Origin of the sequence: Hymenobacter sp. YC55 (genome assembly GCF_029433095.1) — a bacterium.
Classification (GTDB): Bacteria; Bacteroidota; Bacteroidia; order Cytophagales; family Hymenobacteraceae; genus Hymenobacter.
The window spans coordinates 713,521-729,419 of record NZ_JARNTX010000001.1; the positions used below are offsets into that span (position 1 = coordinate 713,521).

Annotated in this window: 13 protein-coding genes; 3 read left to right on the forward strand and 10 right to left on the reverse strand. The window is 55.9% G+C overall.

The features are described from left to right. Positions 1-353: 353 nt before the first annotated feature. Complete coding sequence (locus tag P1X16_RS03060; RefSeq protein ID WP_277226245.1) at positions 354-716, forward strand: hypothetical protein; 363 nt, start codon at positions 354-356, stop codon at positions 714-716. 46 nt (positions 717-762) lie between these two features. Here P1X16_RS03060 and P1X16_RS03065 read toward each other — a convergent pair whose 3' ends face one another. The 4 genes from P1X16_RS03065 to P1X16_RS03080 all read right to left on the reverse strand — a co-directional run bounded on the left by P1X16_RS03065 (position 763) and on the right by P1X16_RS03080 (position 8,871). Then, positions 763-1,515, reverse strand: coding sequence for a peptidylprolyl isomerase (locus tag P1X16_RS03065; protein ID WP_277226247.1), 753 nt, complete (start codon positions 1,513-1,515; stop codon positions 763-765). A gap of 147 nt (positions 1,516-1,662) precedes the next feature. Beyond that, positions 1,663-2,568 carry a manganese catalase family protein gene (locus tag P1X16_RS03070; protein ID WP_277226249.1) on the reverse strand — a complete coding sequence of 302 codons (906 nt, stop codon included), beginning with the start codon at positions 2,566-2,568 and terminating at the stop codon, positions 1,663-1,665. 384 nt (positions 2,569-2,952) lie between these two features. Next, positions 2,953-7,023, reverse strand: coding sequence for a T9SS type A sorting domain-containing protein (locus P1X16_RS03075; protein ID WP_277226251.1), 4,071 nt, complete (start codon positions 7,021-7,023; stop codon positions 2,953-2,955). Positions 7,024-7,620: 597 nt separating this feature from the next. Then, positions 7,621-8,871 carry a hypothetical protein gene (locus P1X16_RS03080; RefSeq protein ID WP_277226253.1) on the reverse strand — a complete coding sequence of 417 codons (1,251 nt, stop codon included), beginning with the start codon at positions 8,869-8,871 and terminating at the stop codon, positions 7,621-7,623. Between the two features lie 241 nt (positions 8,872-9,112). On the opposite strand from P1X16_RS03080, the gene P1X16_RS03085 reads away from it, so the two are divergent. Next, a complete protein-coding gene (locus P1X16_RS03085; RefSeq protein ID WP_277226255.1) occupies positions 9,113-10,150 on the forward strand; it encodes a hypothetical protein in 1,038 nt (345 codons plus the stop codon). A gap of 44 nt (positions 10,151-10,194) precedes the next feature. On the opposite strand, the gene P1X16_RS03090 is transcribed toward P1X16_RS03085, so the two are convergent. From P1X16_RS03090 to P1X16_RS03105, 4 genes are all read right to left on the reverse strand, one after another. Continuing rightward, the gene (locus P1X16_RS03090) at positions 10,195-10,728 is read right to left on the reverse strand and encodes a nicotinamide-nucleotide amidohydrolase family protein (protein ID WP_277226258.1); all 534 of its coding nucleotides are present in this window, start codon (positions 10,726-10,728) and stop codon (positions 10,195-10,197) included. Between the two features lie 106 nt (positions 10,729-10,834). After that, positions 10,835-12,151, reverse strand: a complete 1,317-nt coding sequence (locus tag P1X16_RS03095) for an APC family permease (RefSeq protein WP_277226260.1) — start codon at positions 12,149-12,151, stop codon at positions 10,835-10,837. Positions 12,152-12,182: 31 nt separating this feature from the next. After that, positions 12,183-12,848 (reverse strand): hypothetical protein, encoded by a 666-nt coding sequence (locus P1X16_RS03100; RefSeq protein WP_277226262.1) that lies wholly within the window; start codon positions 12,846-12,848, stop codon positions 12,183-12,185. A 149-nt stretch (positions 12,849-12,997) separates the two neighbouring features. After that, on the reverse strand, positions 12,998-14,185 hold the full coding sequence (locus tag P1X16_RS03105) for an amidohydrolase family protein (protein ID WP_277229440.1): 1,188 nt from the start codon (positions 14,183-14,185) through the stop codon (positions 12,998-13,000). A gap of 325 nt (positions 14,186-14,510) precedes the next feature. Between P1X16_RS03105 and P1X16_RS03110 the strand changes: the two genes are divergently transcribed. Next, positions 14,511-14,771, forward strand: coding sequence for an acyl-CoA-binding protein (locus tag P1X16_RS03110; RefSeq protein WP_277226263.1), 261 nt, complete (start codon positions 14,511-14,513; stop codon positions 14,769-14,771). A 90-nt stretch (positions 14,772-14,861) separates the two neighbouring features. On the opposite strand, the gene P1X16_RS03115 is transcribed toward P1X16_RS03110, so the two are convergent. Beyond that, the gene (locus tag P1X16_RS03115) at positions 14,862-15,134 is read right to left on the reverse strand and encodes a CDGSH iron-sulfur domain-containing protein (protein WP_277226265.1); all 273 of its coding nucleotides are present in this window, start codon (positions 15,132-15,134) and stop codon (positions 14,862-14,864) included. Between the two features lie 111 nt (positions 15,135-15,245). Further along, complete coding sequence (locus P1X16_RS03120) at positions 15,246-15,764, reverse strand: GNAT family N-acetyltransferase (RefSeq protein WP_277226266.1); 519 nt, start codon at positions 15,762-15,764, stop codon at positions 15,246-15,248. Positions 15,765-15,899: the final 135 nt, after the last annotated feature.

The window sequence follows — 15,899 nt, forward strand, 5'->3', positions numbered from 1 at the left end:
GATTTGATTGTTGGAAAGGCGGCTCGCATTTGTGAGCCGTTTTTTTTATAGCTCCAGGTTCTCAATAAAACGTCATGCTAAGCGAAGCCAAAGCATCTCGGGTGTTGGTGTTGCTATTCTATTGCCAACCAGACCGTCATGCTGAGCGGAGCCGCAGGCGCAGTCGAAGCATCTCGCTAGTGTGGTAACCCCTTGCCATTGCAACGAGTCGAGCGAGATGCTTCGACTGCGCTCAGCATGACGGATATACTGTGGCAACGTCATGATAACACGCTGGACTTTTCGGTGTCGACTCCAGGATGCTCTTGTAAATAACTGGTGACCTATAATCAGCAACTCGTTTATCTTGCGCTATGCAAAAGATACTTCGCCGGCTTGCTTATCTGCCGCTGCTGCTGGCTTGCGCTTGTTCGGATTCAGTGCAAGAGCAAGTAGCCAATCCTAAAGTTGGGGACGTGTACGTGGTACAGTTTCAGCCACAAGGCACTACCGATACGCGCTATTTTTTCTACCATCTCTACCGCGTCACCCCCGATAGTGCCTACATGCACCCGGCCCGTAAAGATTCTCCTTCGGCCGATGCCAACCTACGTCAACTGGCTTTCGAGCCCTCTGCCAACAGCATTGGCTATTCCCGCGCTGAACTGGCAGAATTGCTGAAAGAACAGCCCGGCGACGTAACGAAAAGCCGGCTTATACAAGTTCGGCGCCCCTGATTCCAGCTTGAGCTAGTACATCAGGAAACAGATGCAATAGCTCGTACTACTTTACTATCTCTATCTTGATATCAACGTCTTTTTTAGGCCACTTGTAAGGGTCTACGGGTTCGTTGGCTATTTTATCAACTACGTCGAGGCCTTCTATTACTTCCCCAAACACAGTATATCTGCCATCCAAGGACGGAACGCCGCCGACGGTGGCATAGGCTTTTTGTTGTGCGGGCGTAAGTTGCCGGCCGGCCATCGCCTGGCTTTGGTCAGGCGTCATTTTCTGACCCTGCACAAAGTAAAAATCGGTGTTAGAGGAGAGCTGGCCGGGGTTTTGATCATCGTCGTAGCGGGCCATGCCGAGGGCACCCCGTTTGTGGAAGTGCTGTGGCCGAATTTCGGGAGGCAGGCGGTAACGAGCCAGGCGGATACTACGGTGGTCGGAGGCGCCCCCTTGGACCGCAAAGCCTTTCACAACCCGGTTGAATACGGTTTCATCGAACACACCCTTGCGAGACAGCAATAAAAAATTGGCTTTGTGAATGGGCGTGTCGTCGTAGAGCTTTACCCGGATGTCGCCGAGTCGCGTGTGCACTATCACCTCTGAGGCCGGATATTGCTTGCCATAAGGCAGAAGTAAGGCCGCGGCATTGCTATCAGCAATGGCTGTAAGGGCTGGGCCTGGTGCTTGCCGCTCTGCCGAGGGCCGGGGCGCAGTTGTTTCCTCGACGGGCTGCTGGCGGTTGCAAGCCGAAGCAAGTAGCAGCAAGGAAAGCGAAATGGCAAGGTGTGGGGTAGGAGCAGACATAGGCAGAGCAAACAGGTAGAACGTACGCGGGCCGAAACGCAAATGAGGTGGCCACCTTCCGGCAGCCACCTCAAACATAACAATCAGTTGCAATCTATGGGCAGCTTGGCCTGCCAGTATGCCCGTGCAACTAATATAGCAGCAAGCTTAAAGCTTTATACCAAGCTTTTTGGCCAGATCCTTGAACATCTCGGGGTCGTAGTCGTCGGCACCGGGCGAGTTGAGTTGGGGCTCTTCCTCGAGTACTGGATAAGGAACCCCCTCGAAACCGCCTTGAATTACTTCCAGCGGCTGACCATCTTCTGGGTGCGTACCGTTCCAAATGATACCGGCCTGCTTGTAGTCGTCAGGGCTGAAGGTGTAAAGCTTGAGGTGCAGCTTTTGCTGATCCTGTAGCTTTTTGGCTTCCGGGAATTTATCGTTGCTTAGGTCTGGCACGGGCACGAGTTTGGTTACCTCCACGCCCGTCAGGTGCTCTAGCGCCTTGGCATAGGCCACTACGTGCAAGCCACCACGCACCAGCAGATAGCCTACCATGGTACGAGCACAAGGATCGGCTACCATTTCGTATACCCGCATTTTGTTGGCCCGGGCACCACACTCCAAGAAGAAGTTGTGTAATAAATCTAGTTTGAGGTTACCACTAGCGTGCACATTTTGACCTGTCCACGGGTTGCCCATCGAATCGACGGGTAGGGCAGCTTGGGCGCTGCTCAGGAAGTGGTAGCTGTTGCGAGCATCTTTGGCGTCGGCCAGCGGGGCTGGTACCGGGTTCTTGCCCCGTACCGTCTGGCCCGTCAGCAGCAGGTTGATGGCGTAGGATACGGCCTCGATGTGGCTGTATTCTTCGGCCGCAATGCTGCACGTTAGGTCATAGAACGGCCGCAACCGATTACGCCCCCGGAAGTTGAACGACTGGAACGTGTAGTTCATCAGCGTCGACATCTCTCCGTATTTGCCCCCGAGCAGTTCCTGGATGGCTGCCGCGTCGTTGGGCGAAGGGTTTTTGGGTTTTGGCAGCTCAACGGCCAGCCGGTCATAACGCAAGATCATAGCTCAGTATTTAGAGGTGAAAGGTCGAGTTCCCATGTCGGCGTTTGACAGACAAGGTTATCAGGCTCTACGGAGCAGTTTGGTTGTCGTTATGTTGAGCTTACAAGCTCAGCGACCAGTAGAATAGGAGTTTTGGTTAGCCGTCAGTTGAACTCCGGACGTGCAATTCGCCGATAGACTCTGGATAAAACCGGTATTGTTTAGCCTATTGAGCTACTGTTGCCTCGATGATAGCCATTGATGACCTTTCACGTACTGAGCAGCTTTCTTGACCCTAGCAAGCGGATAGAAGGGAGGAATTTTATACAGTGTTAATTGAAAAACAAATTGTTATCAAATTCAAAACAGTAGCAACTACCTCAAAAGCAACGGCTCAAGCACGCATCATTCAACAACCAGACACTTAGTGGCTACGCCCGTACCCGTCTGCACCCGCACAGAATAGACTCCAGCACGTAGACCTGTTATATCAACGAGGCCCTGGGCGCTAACGGCAGAGAGCATCAACCTGGTTTGGCGGACTTGTTGCCCTAGCGTGTTGTAGATTACTATCTCAACGACTCTAGCAGCGTGTGAAGCGGGCAGCGTAAGCGTAACCGTGTTCCGCGCTGGATTCGGATACAAGCCTACCTGCATTACTGCAAGAGTTGTGAGAGTAGCCATAGGTTGTGTTGGCTCCAGACGTAAACTGAAACGCCCTGCAAGGTTGGTGCTGGTGGCTGTAAAAGGATAGCGCATCTGCGGCGTCAGTAAGAGTTGCTGACCAGTAACAGCGTCCAGAAGATACACTCGATTACCGCCGAAATTAGCAAGCCGGCTGGCTGTGAGCGAATAAGCGCCTGGCTGCGGAAGCGCTACACCCAGCGGTACCACTGTGGTCGACGTTAGCGTCGGCAAGCCATTGATGGCCAATTCTGATGCAGGTGTGCCCGCGGTGGTAAGCGAGTATAGTGAAAGCCCCGACGGGTTGCGCAGCTTGGCCGCATCATAGGTGGAGTCGAAGCCGGCTGTGGCGCCATCTTGCAAGTAAACAGTGGTGGCATCCTGCGCTGCTGTTTCGCCTTGCAGCTGTAGCTCTAGCTGTGGGCGCCCATCTACGGCGGGGCGCTGCAAGATAGCCTGGGTGGCAAAGCTGGTTATGCGGTTGGCATTGGTGAGCGTGAGCGAGCCAGGTACGTCCGCAGTGCTGGTGTGCACAAAAAAGCCTTGGCTGCTAGCTACAAGCGGATTGCCGATGCCATTGGTATAGGCCCGGTATTGACCCGCGTATTGACCGGTGCTTTCTAAAACATACACGGCTCCGTCCAAGCCCGGGCGGTTGGGCGCCTCTACGGTGCTCCAATCCAGTGGGGCAGGGTAGGGGTTGCCGAGTAAATGCCAGCCCCCTTCGGTGCCGCTGCGCGTGAGGTTGCTTTTCGTAACGGAGCCGTTGCCAAGCGTACCCACAAAACTCACGGTTTCCGTTGCCGGGATATTCACGCTGTAGCCGCGGCCTTGTTCCAGTGAGTCGGTCAAACTCTCGGGCGAAACCCAGCCTCGGTCGAACGGGGTATAGCCAACAGCTGGCGACGTTACAATGCGGGTTTCATCGTAGCCAAACACTGTCGGGAAAGGGGAAACCGTACCTGGATCAACTGACGTGTTGTAAGCCGCGTTAACTTCAGGCACAAACCTAAAGGTGGCTAGGTCGCTTACGGTGGTATTGCGTACTGGAGCCGAGTAGTGCCGGTAGCCGAGGCCCGGATTTATAGCTGGGGTGATATAGCGCTGCACCGTGGCGGTTCCAACCACCAAGCCTGTGCCCTGGTTCACCACGAGGGCTGTGCCGGTGATATCCGACAAGAGGGTTAGGCCCCAGTTGTTGAGGTTAAGGTTGCCGCTGCCGGCCAGCGTAAGTGCTTGCCGAATGCTAATTGGCTGCACAAGGCTTACGCCAGTTGCATTGCTGACAACCAGATTGCGCATGGTAAAAGGCAGGCCGGAGCCTACTACCTGGGGTGTAGTACCCCCAAATTCATAGGAAGCATCGGAGCTAAAGAACCGAGTGCCCGCTACCTGGATGGCCCCCGACAACGCATTGGCCTCTATGCCTTGCGGAGAGCAAACGCGCAGCGTAGCGCCAGCTGCCAGTCTGAAAGTGCCGGGGCCATTGATAGTCGAGCAGCCATCGTCGAGCGTACCCCCGGCTTGAACCAGCATATTGCCATTCACCGTGACGTTGCCGCCAAGTGTAGCTTTTCCTGGCCCGCCCGTGTCGGGACCCGTGATGGTAATGTTGTTATAGTTGCCAGCCGGAATAACTTGGGTGCTACTAACGGTAAGATTGGTAGGCGCCCCGTTGGTGAAGTAGCGGCCGATTCGGGCACTTCTTTTACTTCCATCCCCGACGCCAGTAAAATCACCCCCTGCGAATAGGTCGTGGTAGCGGCCTGATGCCAGGGCTAGCACTCTGCCGTTGAGGCCAGTTCCTAGCGAGTACCAGTTGGTGCCATCCCAGCGGGCTATATTGGCTGTTCTGGGCGGACCGTTTAGCACCCCGGTAAAGCTGCCGCCGACGTATAATTGTCCATCAGGGGCTACCGCAAGTGCAGACACTGGGCCGCCGCCCCCCAATCCATTGCCTAAGGCAGACCAAGCCGAGCCGTCCCAACGGGCTATTTTATTGGCAGTTAAGCCATTCGGGCCATCCACTGTGTTGAACTCTCCTCCCACGTACAAGTCGCCGTTGGGAGCCGCCGCTAGTGCCCACACAATATTGTTGGTGCCGATATTGCCCAACCGCGACCAGGCTGTGCCATCCCAGCGGGCCACGCCATTGGCTACTGCGCCGCTACCCGTATCGAAATCACCACCAGCATACAAGTCGCCGTTGGGTGTGAAAGCCAAAGCAAGCACTCTTCTGCCAACGATGCCATTGCCAAGGGGCTGCCAAGTCGTGCCATCCCAACGCGCTACGTTATTGAGGGTTTTGCCGCCTCCAATAGTGAAAGCCCCCCCTACATATAAGTCTCCGTTCGGGGCGAAGGCTATGGCGTATACGTCGCCGCCAAGTGTGCTCCCTAAGCCTTGCCAACCGCTATTGGTCTGGCGCGCAATTCCCCCGCCCGTGCTCCGGTTGTTGACAGAAGAAAAAATGCCACCCGCGTACAGAGTCCCATCTGGCGCAAAGCCTAAGGCATACACAAAGCTATTGAAACCAGCGGTAGGTGATGGATCCCCTAGCTTTTGCCATCCGGTGGAAGTTAGGAGGCCAATGTGGAATGTGTTAGGGACACTAACCGAATTCAGATAAAACAAACCGCCCGCATATACATCGCCGTTGGCTGCAACTGCTAAGGCCTGAACATAGGCATTCAAGCCTTTGCCCATGGGCGCCCAAATGCCGTCATTCAGCTGTGCTACTCGATTTGTAACTAGCCCGCTTTCGAAGGAGGTGAAACTGCCCCCCGCGTATACGGTGCCACTCGGCCCAACTGTAATAGCCTTAGGAGTGCCAAAGTTGTTGAACGTAAGCCCACCGCCTAGATTCGACCAGAAAGTGCCGTTCCATTGGGCAAAGCCGCGCGCTGTGCCTGAGAGAGCCCTGCCAAAATCGCCTGCCGCATACAACACGCCGTTGGGCCCAAACGCCAGGCTAGTAGCCCCTCCCAAAGCCAGCCCCCCACCTAACTCTGACCAAGAAGTACCATCCCAACGGACCACACTATGACTGGAGCCTAGTATTATAAAGCCGCCAGCGTAAAGCTTCCCATCGGGGCCTACCACCAACGAAGTCACAGAGCCAAAATAAGTTCCAGTGCTTTCCAAAGGTGTCCAAGTCGTGCCGTTCCAGCGGGCAACGCCCGTTGCTACAGGTTGTCCATCAATCACACGGAAGATGCCACCGGCATACACGTCGCCGGTGGCTGCTGATGTTAGGGCAGTTACATCGGCATTGGTGCCGCTGCCGAGCGCCGACCAGGTGATGCCGTTCCAGCGCGCAATTCGGGCCGCGGCTACTCCTCCGGCCGTAGCAAAGGAGCCACCCGCGTACAGGTCGCCGTTGGGAGCCACAGTCAAGGCCAGCACGCTGGCATCGACGCCACCTCCCACCGCCGACCAAGCGGTGCCATTCCAACGGGCTAGGTTCTGAGTGCCCGGCACACCTGCTACACCTTCCGGAAAATTACCACCCACGTACAAGTCGCCATTGGGTGCTACGGCCAACGCATACACAACACCATTGATACCTTGACCTAAAGCAGACCAGGCCAACCCGTCCCAACGAGCTATCCGGTTGGCAGATACCCCACCCGCCGAATTAAAGGCACCACCGGCGTATACATTGCCGTCGGGAGCTGCTACTAAGGCGTTTACAGTAGCATCAATGCCAGGTTCGCCAAAGCCACTCTGCCAGTTTTCATCACCAGCTCCATTCGGTTTCAGTGTTTCCTGAGGTTGCAATTCTCTGGTCAAAGAGGCTTTCTCCGCAGCAATGGGGCTAGCAGCACCTGCGCCAGAACCACTAACTGTAGGGGTAAGCTGGTATTCGGAGCTGTTACCCTTGCCTGGTGAACTTTCAGATAAGGAACTTCCCTGCCAATCTTGAGCAAAAGCAGCTAACGTGGCCAGAGAAAAAAAGAGAGTAGTCAGCCAGCGGCCAACTGAATAGGAGCAGAAGTGTATCATAGCTTAGGCGGAAAGAGAGTAGGACAAGGAAAGAAGCTAGTCGCATGCATTGTCATACCCTCTCATAGAGCGTGACGAAAGCAATGATGGAGGTTCAAACTATCGTGGCGACAGGCACTGATAGGCTGCTATTCAACAGCAAGCTCGCGGGGCGGGATATATATGGTAAGGCCACCAACGTCTGCGAAATCCATCGTCTCATGCCAACAGGTGTCTTGCTAAGTATACCTTTACTTGGTAGAAGATACATCTAATTCGCTACGTTTTATTCAGGTTTCTGAATATTGATGGCTGCAACTTTTTAGTGTCCAGTTTTCTTTTACCGGAAATAAAAAAGGCGCCCTCCGATAAGCGGAGGGCGCCTTTTGCTATTAATGAAGTCCTTTACCAGCCCGAACCGGCTGGAGTGCTCCAGCCATCGTCGTTCTTTTTGGCGGCTTTCTGCTTTTTCTCTTTTTGCTTGGTGCTGCCTTCGGCGTTCTTGGTCTTTACTTTCACCTTCTCGGCACCTACTGGCACAGGCGCGCCCGGGATGGGAGAGCCCGCCTTAGCCGATGGAGCAGGAGTAGGCTCGGCGGGAGTGGCAGTTTCCAATACGGGCGCAGTCATGTCTACTGCCGAGTTGATTTGGTCGGCTTGCACTGTCGCCTTTTCTTTCTCCAGAGCAAGAAGCATCTGCTGAGGCACCAACTCGTTGTCTTTCCACACTTTCAGCTGCTTGTCCAGTGTTTCCTTTTCTTCTTTGGATTGCTTTTTGGCTAGCAGTTCCGATAAGTTGGGGCTGCCACCGTCGCGCCAAGCCGTTAGCCAAAGCGACGACACAAACGTGGGTGCTAGCTTGAGGCGCCAAGCCACCTGGCCACCTACTTCTTTGTGGTAGGCATCGGCAAAGGCATCGGAATAGGAGCGCCGCGTTTTGCCGTACTTATGCGAATACACATATTTCGTTTCGGGGGTGAAGTTGCGCGTTACTTTCTCCTCCATGTCGAAAGTAGCTCCCAGGAAGCCGTAAGAACTCTGAATTACTTGCCAGATATCGGTTAGCGGGTCCTTCACGTACTTCGCCGATTCGTTGTCGAGCTTGTACTCGGCAATGTGGCGCTCGGGCAGCTTGGATTCCCAGAGGGAGTGCAAGCCGTTCTGATTGCTAAGTTGCCCGTCGTAGTTGACGGTGGTGTGCAACGGCACGAAAGCATCGGCTACGTAATGGCACAAATCGGCGGAAAGGCGCACGATGGCCGCCGTGTCACGGGCTTTGAAGGCGGCCGTAAGGTCGTCTTTCGTTTCCATGATTTGCCACGGCACCGTGCCGTACTTGCGAAGCGTATCGGCGGTGTATTTAGCTTCGGCTTTGTCCCAGGCTTTGGGCATGAGGCCAAACGGGTCGTCGCCGTAGTGGTCCATGTCGATAAAGTGCTTGGGAGCTTCCTTGGGGTCGGAGTCGCGCCGCTCATCAGGAGCCGTCGAGAGCCGCACGATTTCCTTCATGTGCCGGAAGTAAAATGGCTGCAAGCTGGAAGGCAGCGCGTACACCGACAGCTGCGCAATGGTGCGGTGCGCAAAGAAACCCCAGCCCGGCGACGTAACCGGTACTAACAAAGCCAAGCAAAGCAGAACAAGAAACGGTTTTTTCATGGTGTAGCGGCTGTACCCGTAAATAGACCCGTAAAGTTAAGTTGAATACATGAGTAAGGGGTTGGGTTATTAGGAGATAAGCCCAGTATGAAATCAGGAAAAAGCCGGTCATCTTGCCGGTTGAAGCCTACATCTAACTCGTTTGCTGGAACCGTTAGGCTTCGATACGTGCCGCCCAGTGCTCGTAGTACTTGCCTGCCGTCACCTACTTTTTTGCTTGTTGTTTGTTTGCTTGTCAGCCATGGCGCTTATCTCGAAAAAGAAGCTCAATTACTCGATTAAGCCAGCGCTACGCGAGTATTTGCACCACTACGACCGGGAAACCCTGTTGCCCGTCAGCTACCGGGACCTCACGCACTTCAGTGGGGCTTTTCCGCTGGTCGACCGATATGGCAACGACACGCTTTGGGAAACTGTTTTCTACGAGCCGCAAACCCTGCGCGAACTCAGCGAAGGCCTAGCCCAAGTGTATGCTCTGCTCAAGACTGATGGCGACTTGTCGTTTACCGACCACCTGCTGGCCGACCGTATCGACTATTGCCGCTTCGGCAATTCCAGACCGTTTCGAGTGCGCATCGTCAATCGCCTCAATGACAACTACGACTATTTCTACGTGAAGACGGCCGATGCCTCCCGCGTGTACGGGCTGGAGCTAGAGCACCTCTTGTCGCCGAACCGCCTGAGTTACCTCGTGAGCGGCGACACCTTAGTGGAGGAGCACATTGCGGGCATTCCCGGCGACGATTTTATTCGGACCCGTATGCCCCAGATGCCCTTCAACCAGGTGCGTATTGCCAAAGAGTTTGTAAAATTCAACGAGCGGTGCTTTGCCCGCTTGCTCGGCGATATGCGCTCCTACAACTATGTAATTGTGGTGACGCCCGACCTAGAGGCCGAGCAGTACCGCGTCCGCGCCATCGACTTCGACCAGCAGAGCTACGAGGGCCGCAAAACCATGTACTTGCCCCAGTACTTCAAGGATAATCTGGCCGTGATTCAGATGTGCAGCCGTTTCCTGAAAGCCGAAGCTATCCGTCAGTATCAAACCGAAGAGCGGGTGGTGATGCAGCGCCGGGTGCGCCTGGAACGCTACCGCCTTAAGGAACTTATGGACTGTATGCGCCGCGAAGAGCTAGCTCCGCCCGAGAAAGTAGCGCAACTCAAGAGCGAGCTAAACCTGCACCATCAAACCACGGCTTTCAACCGCTGCCGCAACATGGGCGACATCGTGCGCCAAAACTTGAAGCTAATGCTCGACCTCCCCAATAAGCTGGAATAGGCAAAGTCGTGAAATAGTGGCCCTGTGGCTCTGCCGCTCGCCGTTCAACTTTGCTCTATTTTGGTGACGATGGCGTCGTTGGCGTGCTGTTCGGCGTAGTTGTCGAGTAGCTCGCTCAGGTGCTGCAATATGAAGTCTACGGCCAGTTGGCGCACTTTGTCGCAGTTACCTTCAAACTCTTGGCGTAGCTCTTTCGCCCGGTTTTCGTGCAGAATGGTGAAGTACATGGTACCCACCGGCTTCTCATCGGACTCGGAAGCCCCGGCCCCGCACAAGCCCGTCACGGCCACGCAGACATCGGCCGTAGGTAAGTGCTTGTGCAAGCCCATAACCATTTCATTGGTGACTTGCTGGCTTTCGGCCGTGTACATAGCCAAGGTTTCCTTTTCCACGCCTAGCAAGCGCTGCTTGGCCACCGGATGGTACGTGACGACGGAGCCAAGCAATACCTCACTGCTCGCCTCGCCTTTTACAAATTCAGAAGCCAGCAAACCAGCCGTGCAGCTTTCGGCAAAGGCCACGGTAAGCTTGTACTGCAAAAATTTCTTGAGAAGGGCATTCAGTTCGGAAGGCTTCATAATGTGCGGAGGGAGAGGCAAAGTCCTCCCTTTACGCGAAGCTGCTGCGTAATTGTTATAGTTGAGCTGCTACTTTGCCTGCCAAAACAGCAACGAAAGCAAGGGGCTACATCCTGCTTCGGCGGGTTGACAGCTTATACAGTGGATAGCTGCCCGCTATCAGCCCAGCGGCCAACAAGGTGTTACCAGGTTCCGCCACTGCATTACTTACGAGAAAGCCGATAGAGACCAACAGCGCCAGCCCAGTTGTGTACGGATAGCCCCATGCGCGGTAGGGGCGAGGCAACTCGGGAGCGGTGCGGCGCAGCCAAAGCACGGCGCCAAACCCGACGGCATAGTAGCTCACAAACAAGATACTCGTGACGGCCAGCAACTGCTCGGCGCTACCCGTTGCCATGAGTAGCAACGTAAGGCCAGTAGCTACCAGCAACGCTGGGCGCGGGGTACCTCGCTCGTGCACTTGGGCTAAGGGGCGAGGCAAGTGCCCGTCGCGGCTCAAGGCAAACAGCACGCGCGTAGCCATCAGGAGCACCGAGTTGAGTACACCCAGGTGACCTAGCACTGCCACGGCCAGCATGGCCCGGCGTCCCCAGGTGCCCAATAGTCGGTCGGCAACTTCTGCCAGCGGCAATTCGGTGCCAATCAACTTACTGAAAGGTAGCGCGTGCAAGAGCGCCGCATTGAGCAAGGCATAGGTAAGGATAACGAGGGCCACACCGCCTAGCATGGAGCGCGGTACGGCGCGGGCCGGATCATGGTCTTCCTCGGCAAAGTAGATAGCGGCGTACCAGCCGTCGTAAGCAAAGATGACCGCCTGGAATGCCACTACCAGCGCCAGCGCGCCCGGCCCAGCCAAACCACTGCTTTTTGAAACAGGGGCGGCCGGCAGCCACCAGCTGCCGGTTAGCAGTACCGCCAGCGCCAGCGCCATGAGCAAGGCCGTCAGCTCTTGGGCGCGGCTGGCTTCGCGCAAGCCGCGCCATTGAATGAGGCCAAGCCCGCCAACCGCAGCCGCCGCCACCGTGCGTTCGTGGCCGGCTAGCAGCGGGAATAGCTCGGCTGCATAAGTGGCCATCATCAAGGCTACCAGGGCACCTGTTACGCAGCTACTCACCCAGTCGCCCCACCCCACTACCACCGCCACGAACTCGCCGAAAGCGCGGTGCGCGTAGCCGTACCAGCCACCGGCCTGCGGTAGCATGGCCCCGAGCTCGGCAATGGAATTCGCACCTAACAAGGCATAAAATCCGCCTGCCAGCCACACGAGCAGCACACCGTTTGGCGAACCTACGGCTTCCGCTACTTCGCGGGGCGAGCGGAGCACGCCTGTACCGGTGGTGCCGCCCACTACCACAGCCAGCCCGAACCCCATGCCTAGCAGGCGCAGCAAACGAGAAGATTGGCCGGTAGTGGGAGCTGTCAACAGAAGAACAGATTAAAGAGCTACTAAAGGGTTACTGACTCAGCCCGATGCTCATGCCAATAGATAGCTCGATGCCGCCGGGACTAAGAATATCTACCAAATCACGCATCCGCTGGGACGGTGACACCCCAGTGGAGGTGACATAGGTTGCCGGGTCGCTGGATAGGCGTACGCCGTAGCCCAAAGTCCCGATAAGCCCGACACGGCCCGGCTGCCACCGCAAACCGGAGCGCAGGTGCAGCAGCGCGCTAGGAGCAAACCGCACATCGGCCTTCTCCTCCGAAGGCGTGTCTTCGTTTAGCGTGAGCGTTAGATTGTCCAACCGGCCTGAGCGAGACAGATTGAGCCCAAGATAAGGAGAAAGAGGCCTGCGCGGACTTAAATACTGCCGTAGGCCAATTCCAATCTTACCGCCAAACCCCAATCCTACGCCCACATTCACATCGGTGGAGGGGCCTACTAAATGGGCATAGTTGACACCTAAGCCGCCGTAAGGCCCACCCCACCCTAGGTCTATACCCAGCGTGGACGTGCGGTAAGTGCTTAAGTCGGAGGGCCGGGCTATGGACAGGGTAGCACGAGTGCCCGGCGCCGGCCTAGTGCCTACCGGAGGCCGGGTGTTCAACTCAGTTTGAGCCAGGGCAGGTATGGCAGCGGCTACAAGGCACAACGTGGTAAGGGCAGTAAAGATTTTCACGGGTAAAGCTTAGGAGATAGGGAAGTAACGACGAGAGGTAAAGCAGGAGGAAAGTGGCGTAAAGAGGACAGTCACCACCATTTTGTTGTATAGCAAAACAGAATTTTTGGCTAGCAACAAATTAAGCCAAGCTCGCCCCACCGTTGCGCTTACTCCTGCCGATAAACCACGCCTTGCTTCATCACAAACCGCACTTGCTGCATAATCTTGATATCCTGGGTTGGGTCGCCTTCCACGGCTACCACGTCGGCGAACTTGCCAGGCTCCAACGTGCCGAGGTTGGCGGTTTGGTCGAGTAGCTCGGCGGCCGACACGGTAGCGCTGCGCAACGCCTCATAGGCGGGCATGCCGGCTTCCACCATGTACTGAAACTCCAGCGCATTAGCCCCGTGCCGGAACACGGCCGCATCCGTCCCGAAGGCAATCTTCACCTTGGCCTTGTACGCCCGCCCAAACGTGCCCTGTAGCTTCGGCCCGATGGCCAAGGCCTTGGGCGTAACCAGCGGCGGGTAGTAGTTCGGGATTTTAGCCGAATCAGCCACCGACTTGCCGGCCGTGATGGTGGGCACGTACCAAGTCCCGTTTTTCACCATCAGCCGCATGGTCTCGTCGTCCATCAGGGTGCCGTGCTCGATGCTATTGACGCCTGCTCGCACGGCGCGCTTCATGCCCTCGGCGCCGTGGGCGTGGCAGGCCACGCGCAACCCCAGGTCGTGCGCCGTTTCCACTATGGCCCGTATTTCTGCCTCGGTCATCTGGGGCGCCGAGCCGTCTTTGGCTACGCTCAGTACGCCCCCCGTGCTGGCAATTTTTATTAGGTCGGCGCCGCGCTTATACTGCTCCCGCACAGCTTGGCGCCCTTGGTCGGGGCCATTGATTACGCCCTCGGCAGGGCCAGGGGTGCCCATCAGGTTGAGGCGGTAGCCATTGGTGGGGTCCATGTGGCCCCCGGTGCCCGATATAGCCTTAGCAACTGTGAAGATGCGAGGCCCCGTTACCTGCCCCCGGTTGATGGCGTTGCGTAAGGCCACGTTCACGCCCGAGCCGCCCAAGTCGCGCACCGTTGTGAAGCCGGCCAGCAACGTTTTGCGGGCGTAAGTGAGGCTGTTGAACGCTATGTCGGCCGGGTTCTGAGTGAGTTCTTTTACAAAGCCGTCTTTGCTGGTCTCGTCTTCTAGGTGCACATGGCAGTCGATTAGGCCTGGCAGCACCGTCCGATTCTTCAGGTCAATGACTTTATCGGTGGGACCACCGCTTTGGTACCCTTTTTGGATAGACACCACACGGCCGTTTTCGACTACTATGGTAGCTTCGGTTTGGGCGCGCTCCTGACGCATATCCAGCAGGCGGCCGCACTGCAAGTAGGTTTTCTGCGCCTGCGCTGTGGGTAGGTGCAAGGCAAGAGTTAGAACAGAGAGTACAAGTGTTTTCCGAAGCATAGAGGAATTAGGTTGAACACGAAAAGCCAGTGCACGCCCAAGTAAGGAGTTTTCAGCTACATGATGCTCTTCCACTAGGATTCAGCTACTGTAGACCCGTAGAACTCATGCTGCGCAGCACGCTGCTCGCGCCTAATCCCACCAAAAAATAGTCTGCTTGCAGCGTAAATTATGGTCGTCCTCCGTACCTTCCGGCCCATTCATCCATTTACTGACCCACTTTATGGCCACTCCCGAAGAATTCGAAGCCGCAGCCGCCCGCAGCAAAGAATTGCCTAGCAAACCTTCCAATGCCGTACTACTGCAGCTTTATTCCCTCTACAAGCAAGCCTCCGAAGGCGACGTTACCGGCGACCGGCCCGGCGGCTTCGACTTCAAAGCCATTGCCAAATACGATGCCTGGAGCAGCCTCAAAGGCAAAAGTGCCGATGAAGCCCGCCAGGAATACGTGGACCTCGTGAATTCCTTGTTTCAGCAAGCCTAAGCAAGCGCCTAACCCGCCGATTCCTTGTAAACGCAACAAGCCCCTGCTACCACGCGGTAGTAGGGGCTTGTTTGTGAAGTAGCGTTGCGGTTAGCTCAACGGTGGGGTGCCCGAGGTAGGCGGAGCTACAGGCGGCGTAGCAGGCTTGGGTGCCGGCAAATCAAAAGCAATGGCAGCGTGCTCGAAATGCCCTTTGTGCGACCCATCGCAGAAGGGCTTCTGATTGGAAAGGCCGCAGCGGCAGATGCTGATTCGTTCGCGGCCACCTAAGCCGTAGGGCTGTCCCTGGGCATCAACAAGTTCAATATCGGTGCCCTCTACGCGGAGGGAGCCGTTGCTAAGGACAGTGAGTTTCGTAGCCATGTAATGAGAGGGTGAAGTGGTGAAATAGTGAGAAGAGGACGATGAGAAGATAGTTGCTTGGCGATGCACAAGATTGGATGGTGCAGTTTGAACACTAGCCTCGTTGCACTACTAGCGTAGTTCCTTACGCATGATATAGTCGTTCATCCAGAAAGGGCCAATAGGAATGTCTTCTTCCCGGTGCCGCGTAAACCCTTGGTGTTCGTAGAAAGCCAGGGCTGGGTTGTTGCGGTTGACGTTGAGTTCCAACGCATGGGCCCCGGCCGAGCGGCTGGCTTCTTCTACGGCGGCCACCAGATGCTGGCCTAAGCCTTGGCCTTGGTGGGAAGGAAGTACATAGATTTTCTGGAGCTTGAAAACGTTGGTTTCCAGAGGCAAGCGCGAAAACGAAGCAAAACCAGCGGGCTGGTCATCGGTGTAAAGCAGTAGAAACGTATGCTCGTCGTTGGTCATCTGGCGCTGCAGCGAAGCCGGCGTGTAGATGACGCGGTACATGTAGTCGATTTGCTCTTTGGAGATGATGAAGCGGTATGTAGGTTCCCAGGTGGCTTCGGCCAACTCGATGATGGTAGGAATGTCGGCCAGAGCGGCGGGCCGAATAGTAATAGCAGCAGGAGCAAAAGCAGACATAGGCTGCAAAAACGGCATTTTACAAGTAAGAACCGAACTTGAGGGCCGATTTCACCGTTTTGGGCCGGAAATTGCCAGGCAGACGTATACCCTACCTGTTCTCGACCGTTGATAGGTCAATTCCCTTACCTGTTC

Excerpts from the sequence above, each read along its gene's own strand:
- P1X16_RS03060 (WP_277226245.1), top strand. The coding sequence starts at position 354 with ATGCAAAAGATACTTCGCCGGCTTGCTTATCTGCCGCTGCTGCTGGCT.
- P1X16_RS03065 (WP_277226247.1), bottom strand. The coding sequence starts at position 1,515 with ATGTCTGCTCCTACCCCACACCTTGCCATTTCGCTTTCCTTGCTGCTA.
- P1X16_RS03070 (WP_277226249.1), bottom strand. The coding sequence starts at position 2,568 with ATGATCTTGCGTTATGACCGGCTGGCCGTTGAGCTGCCAAAACCCAAA.
- P1X16_RS03080 (WP_277226253.1), bottom strand. The coding sequence starts at position 8,871 with ATGAAAAAACCGTTTCTTGTTCTGCTTTGCTTGGCTTTGTTAGTACCG.
- P1X16_RS03085 (WP_277226255.1), top strand. The coding sequence starts at position 9,113 with ATGGCGCTTATCTCGAAAAAGAAGCTCAATTACTCGATTAAGCCAGCG.
- P1X16_RS03090 (WP_277226258.1), bottom strand. The coding sequence starts at position 10,728 with ATGAAGCCTTCCGAACTGAATGCCCTTCTCAAGAAATTTTTGCAGTAC.
- P1X16_RS03105 (WP_277229440.1), bottom strand. The coding sequence starts at position 14,185 with ATGCGTCAGGAGCGCGCCCAAACCGAAGCTACCATAGTAGTCGAAAAC.
- P1X16_RS03110 (WP_277226263.1), top strand. The coding sequence starts at position 14,511 with ATGGCCACTCCCGAAGAATTCGAAGCCGCAGCCGCCCGCAGCAAAGAA.
- P1X16_RS03115 (WP_277226265.1), bottom strand. The coding sequence starts at position 15,134 with ATGGCTACGAAACTCACTGTCCTTAGCAACGGCTCCCTCCGCGTAGAG.
- P1X16_RS03120 (WP_277226266.1), bottom strand. The coding sequence starts at position 15,764 with ATGTCTGCTTTTGCTCCTGCTGCTATTACTATTCGGCCCGCCGCTCTG.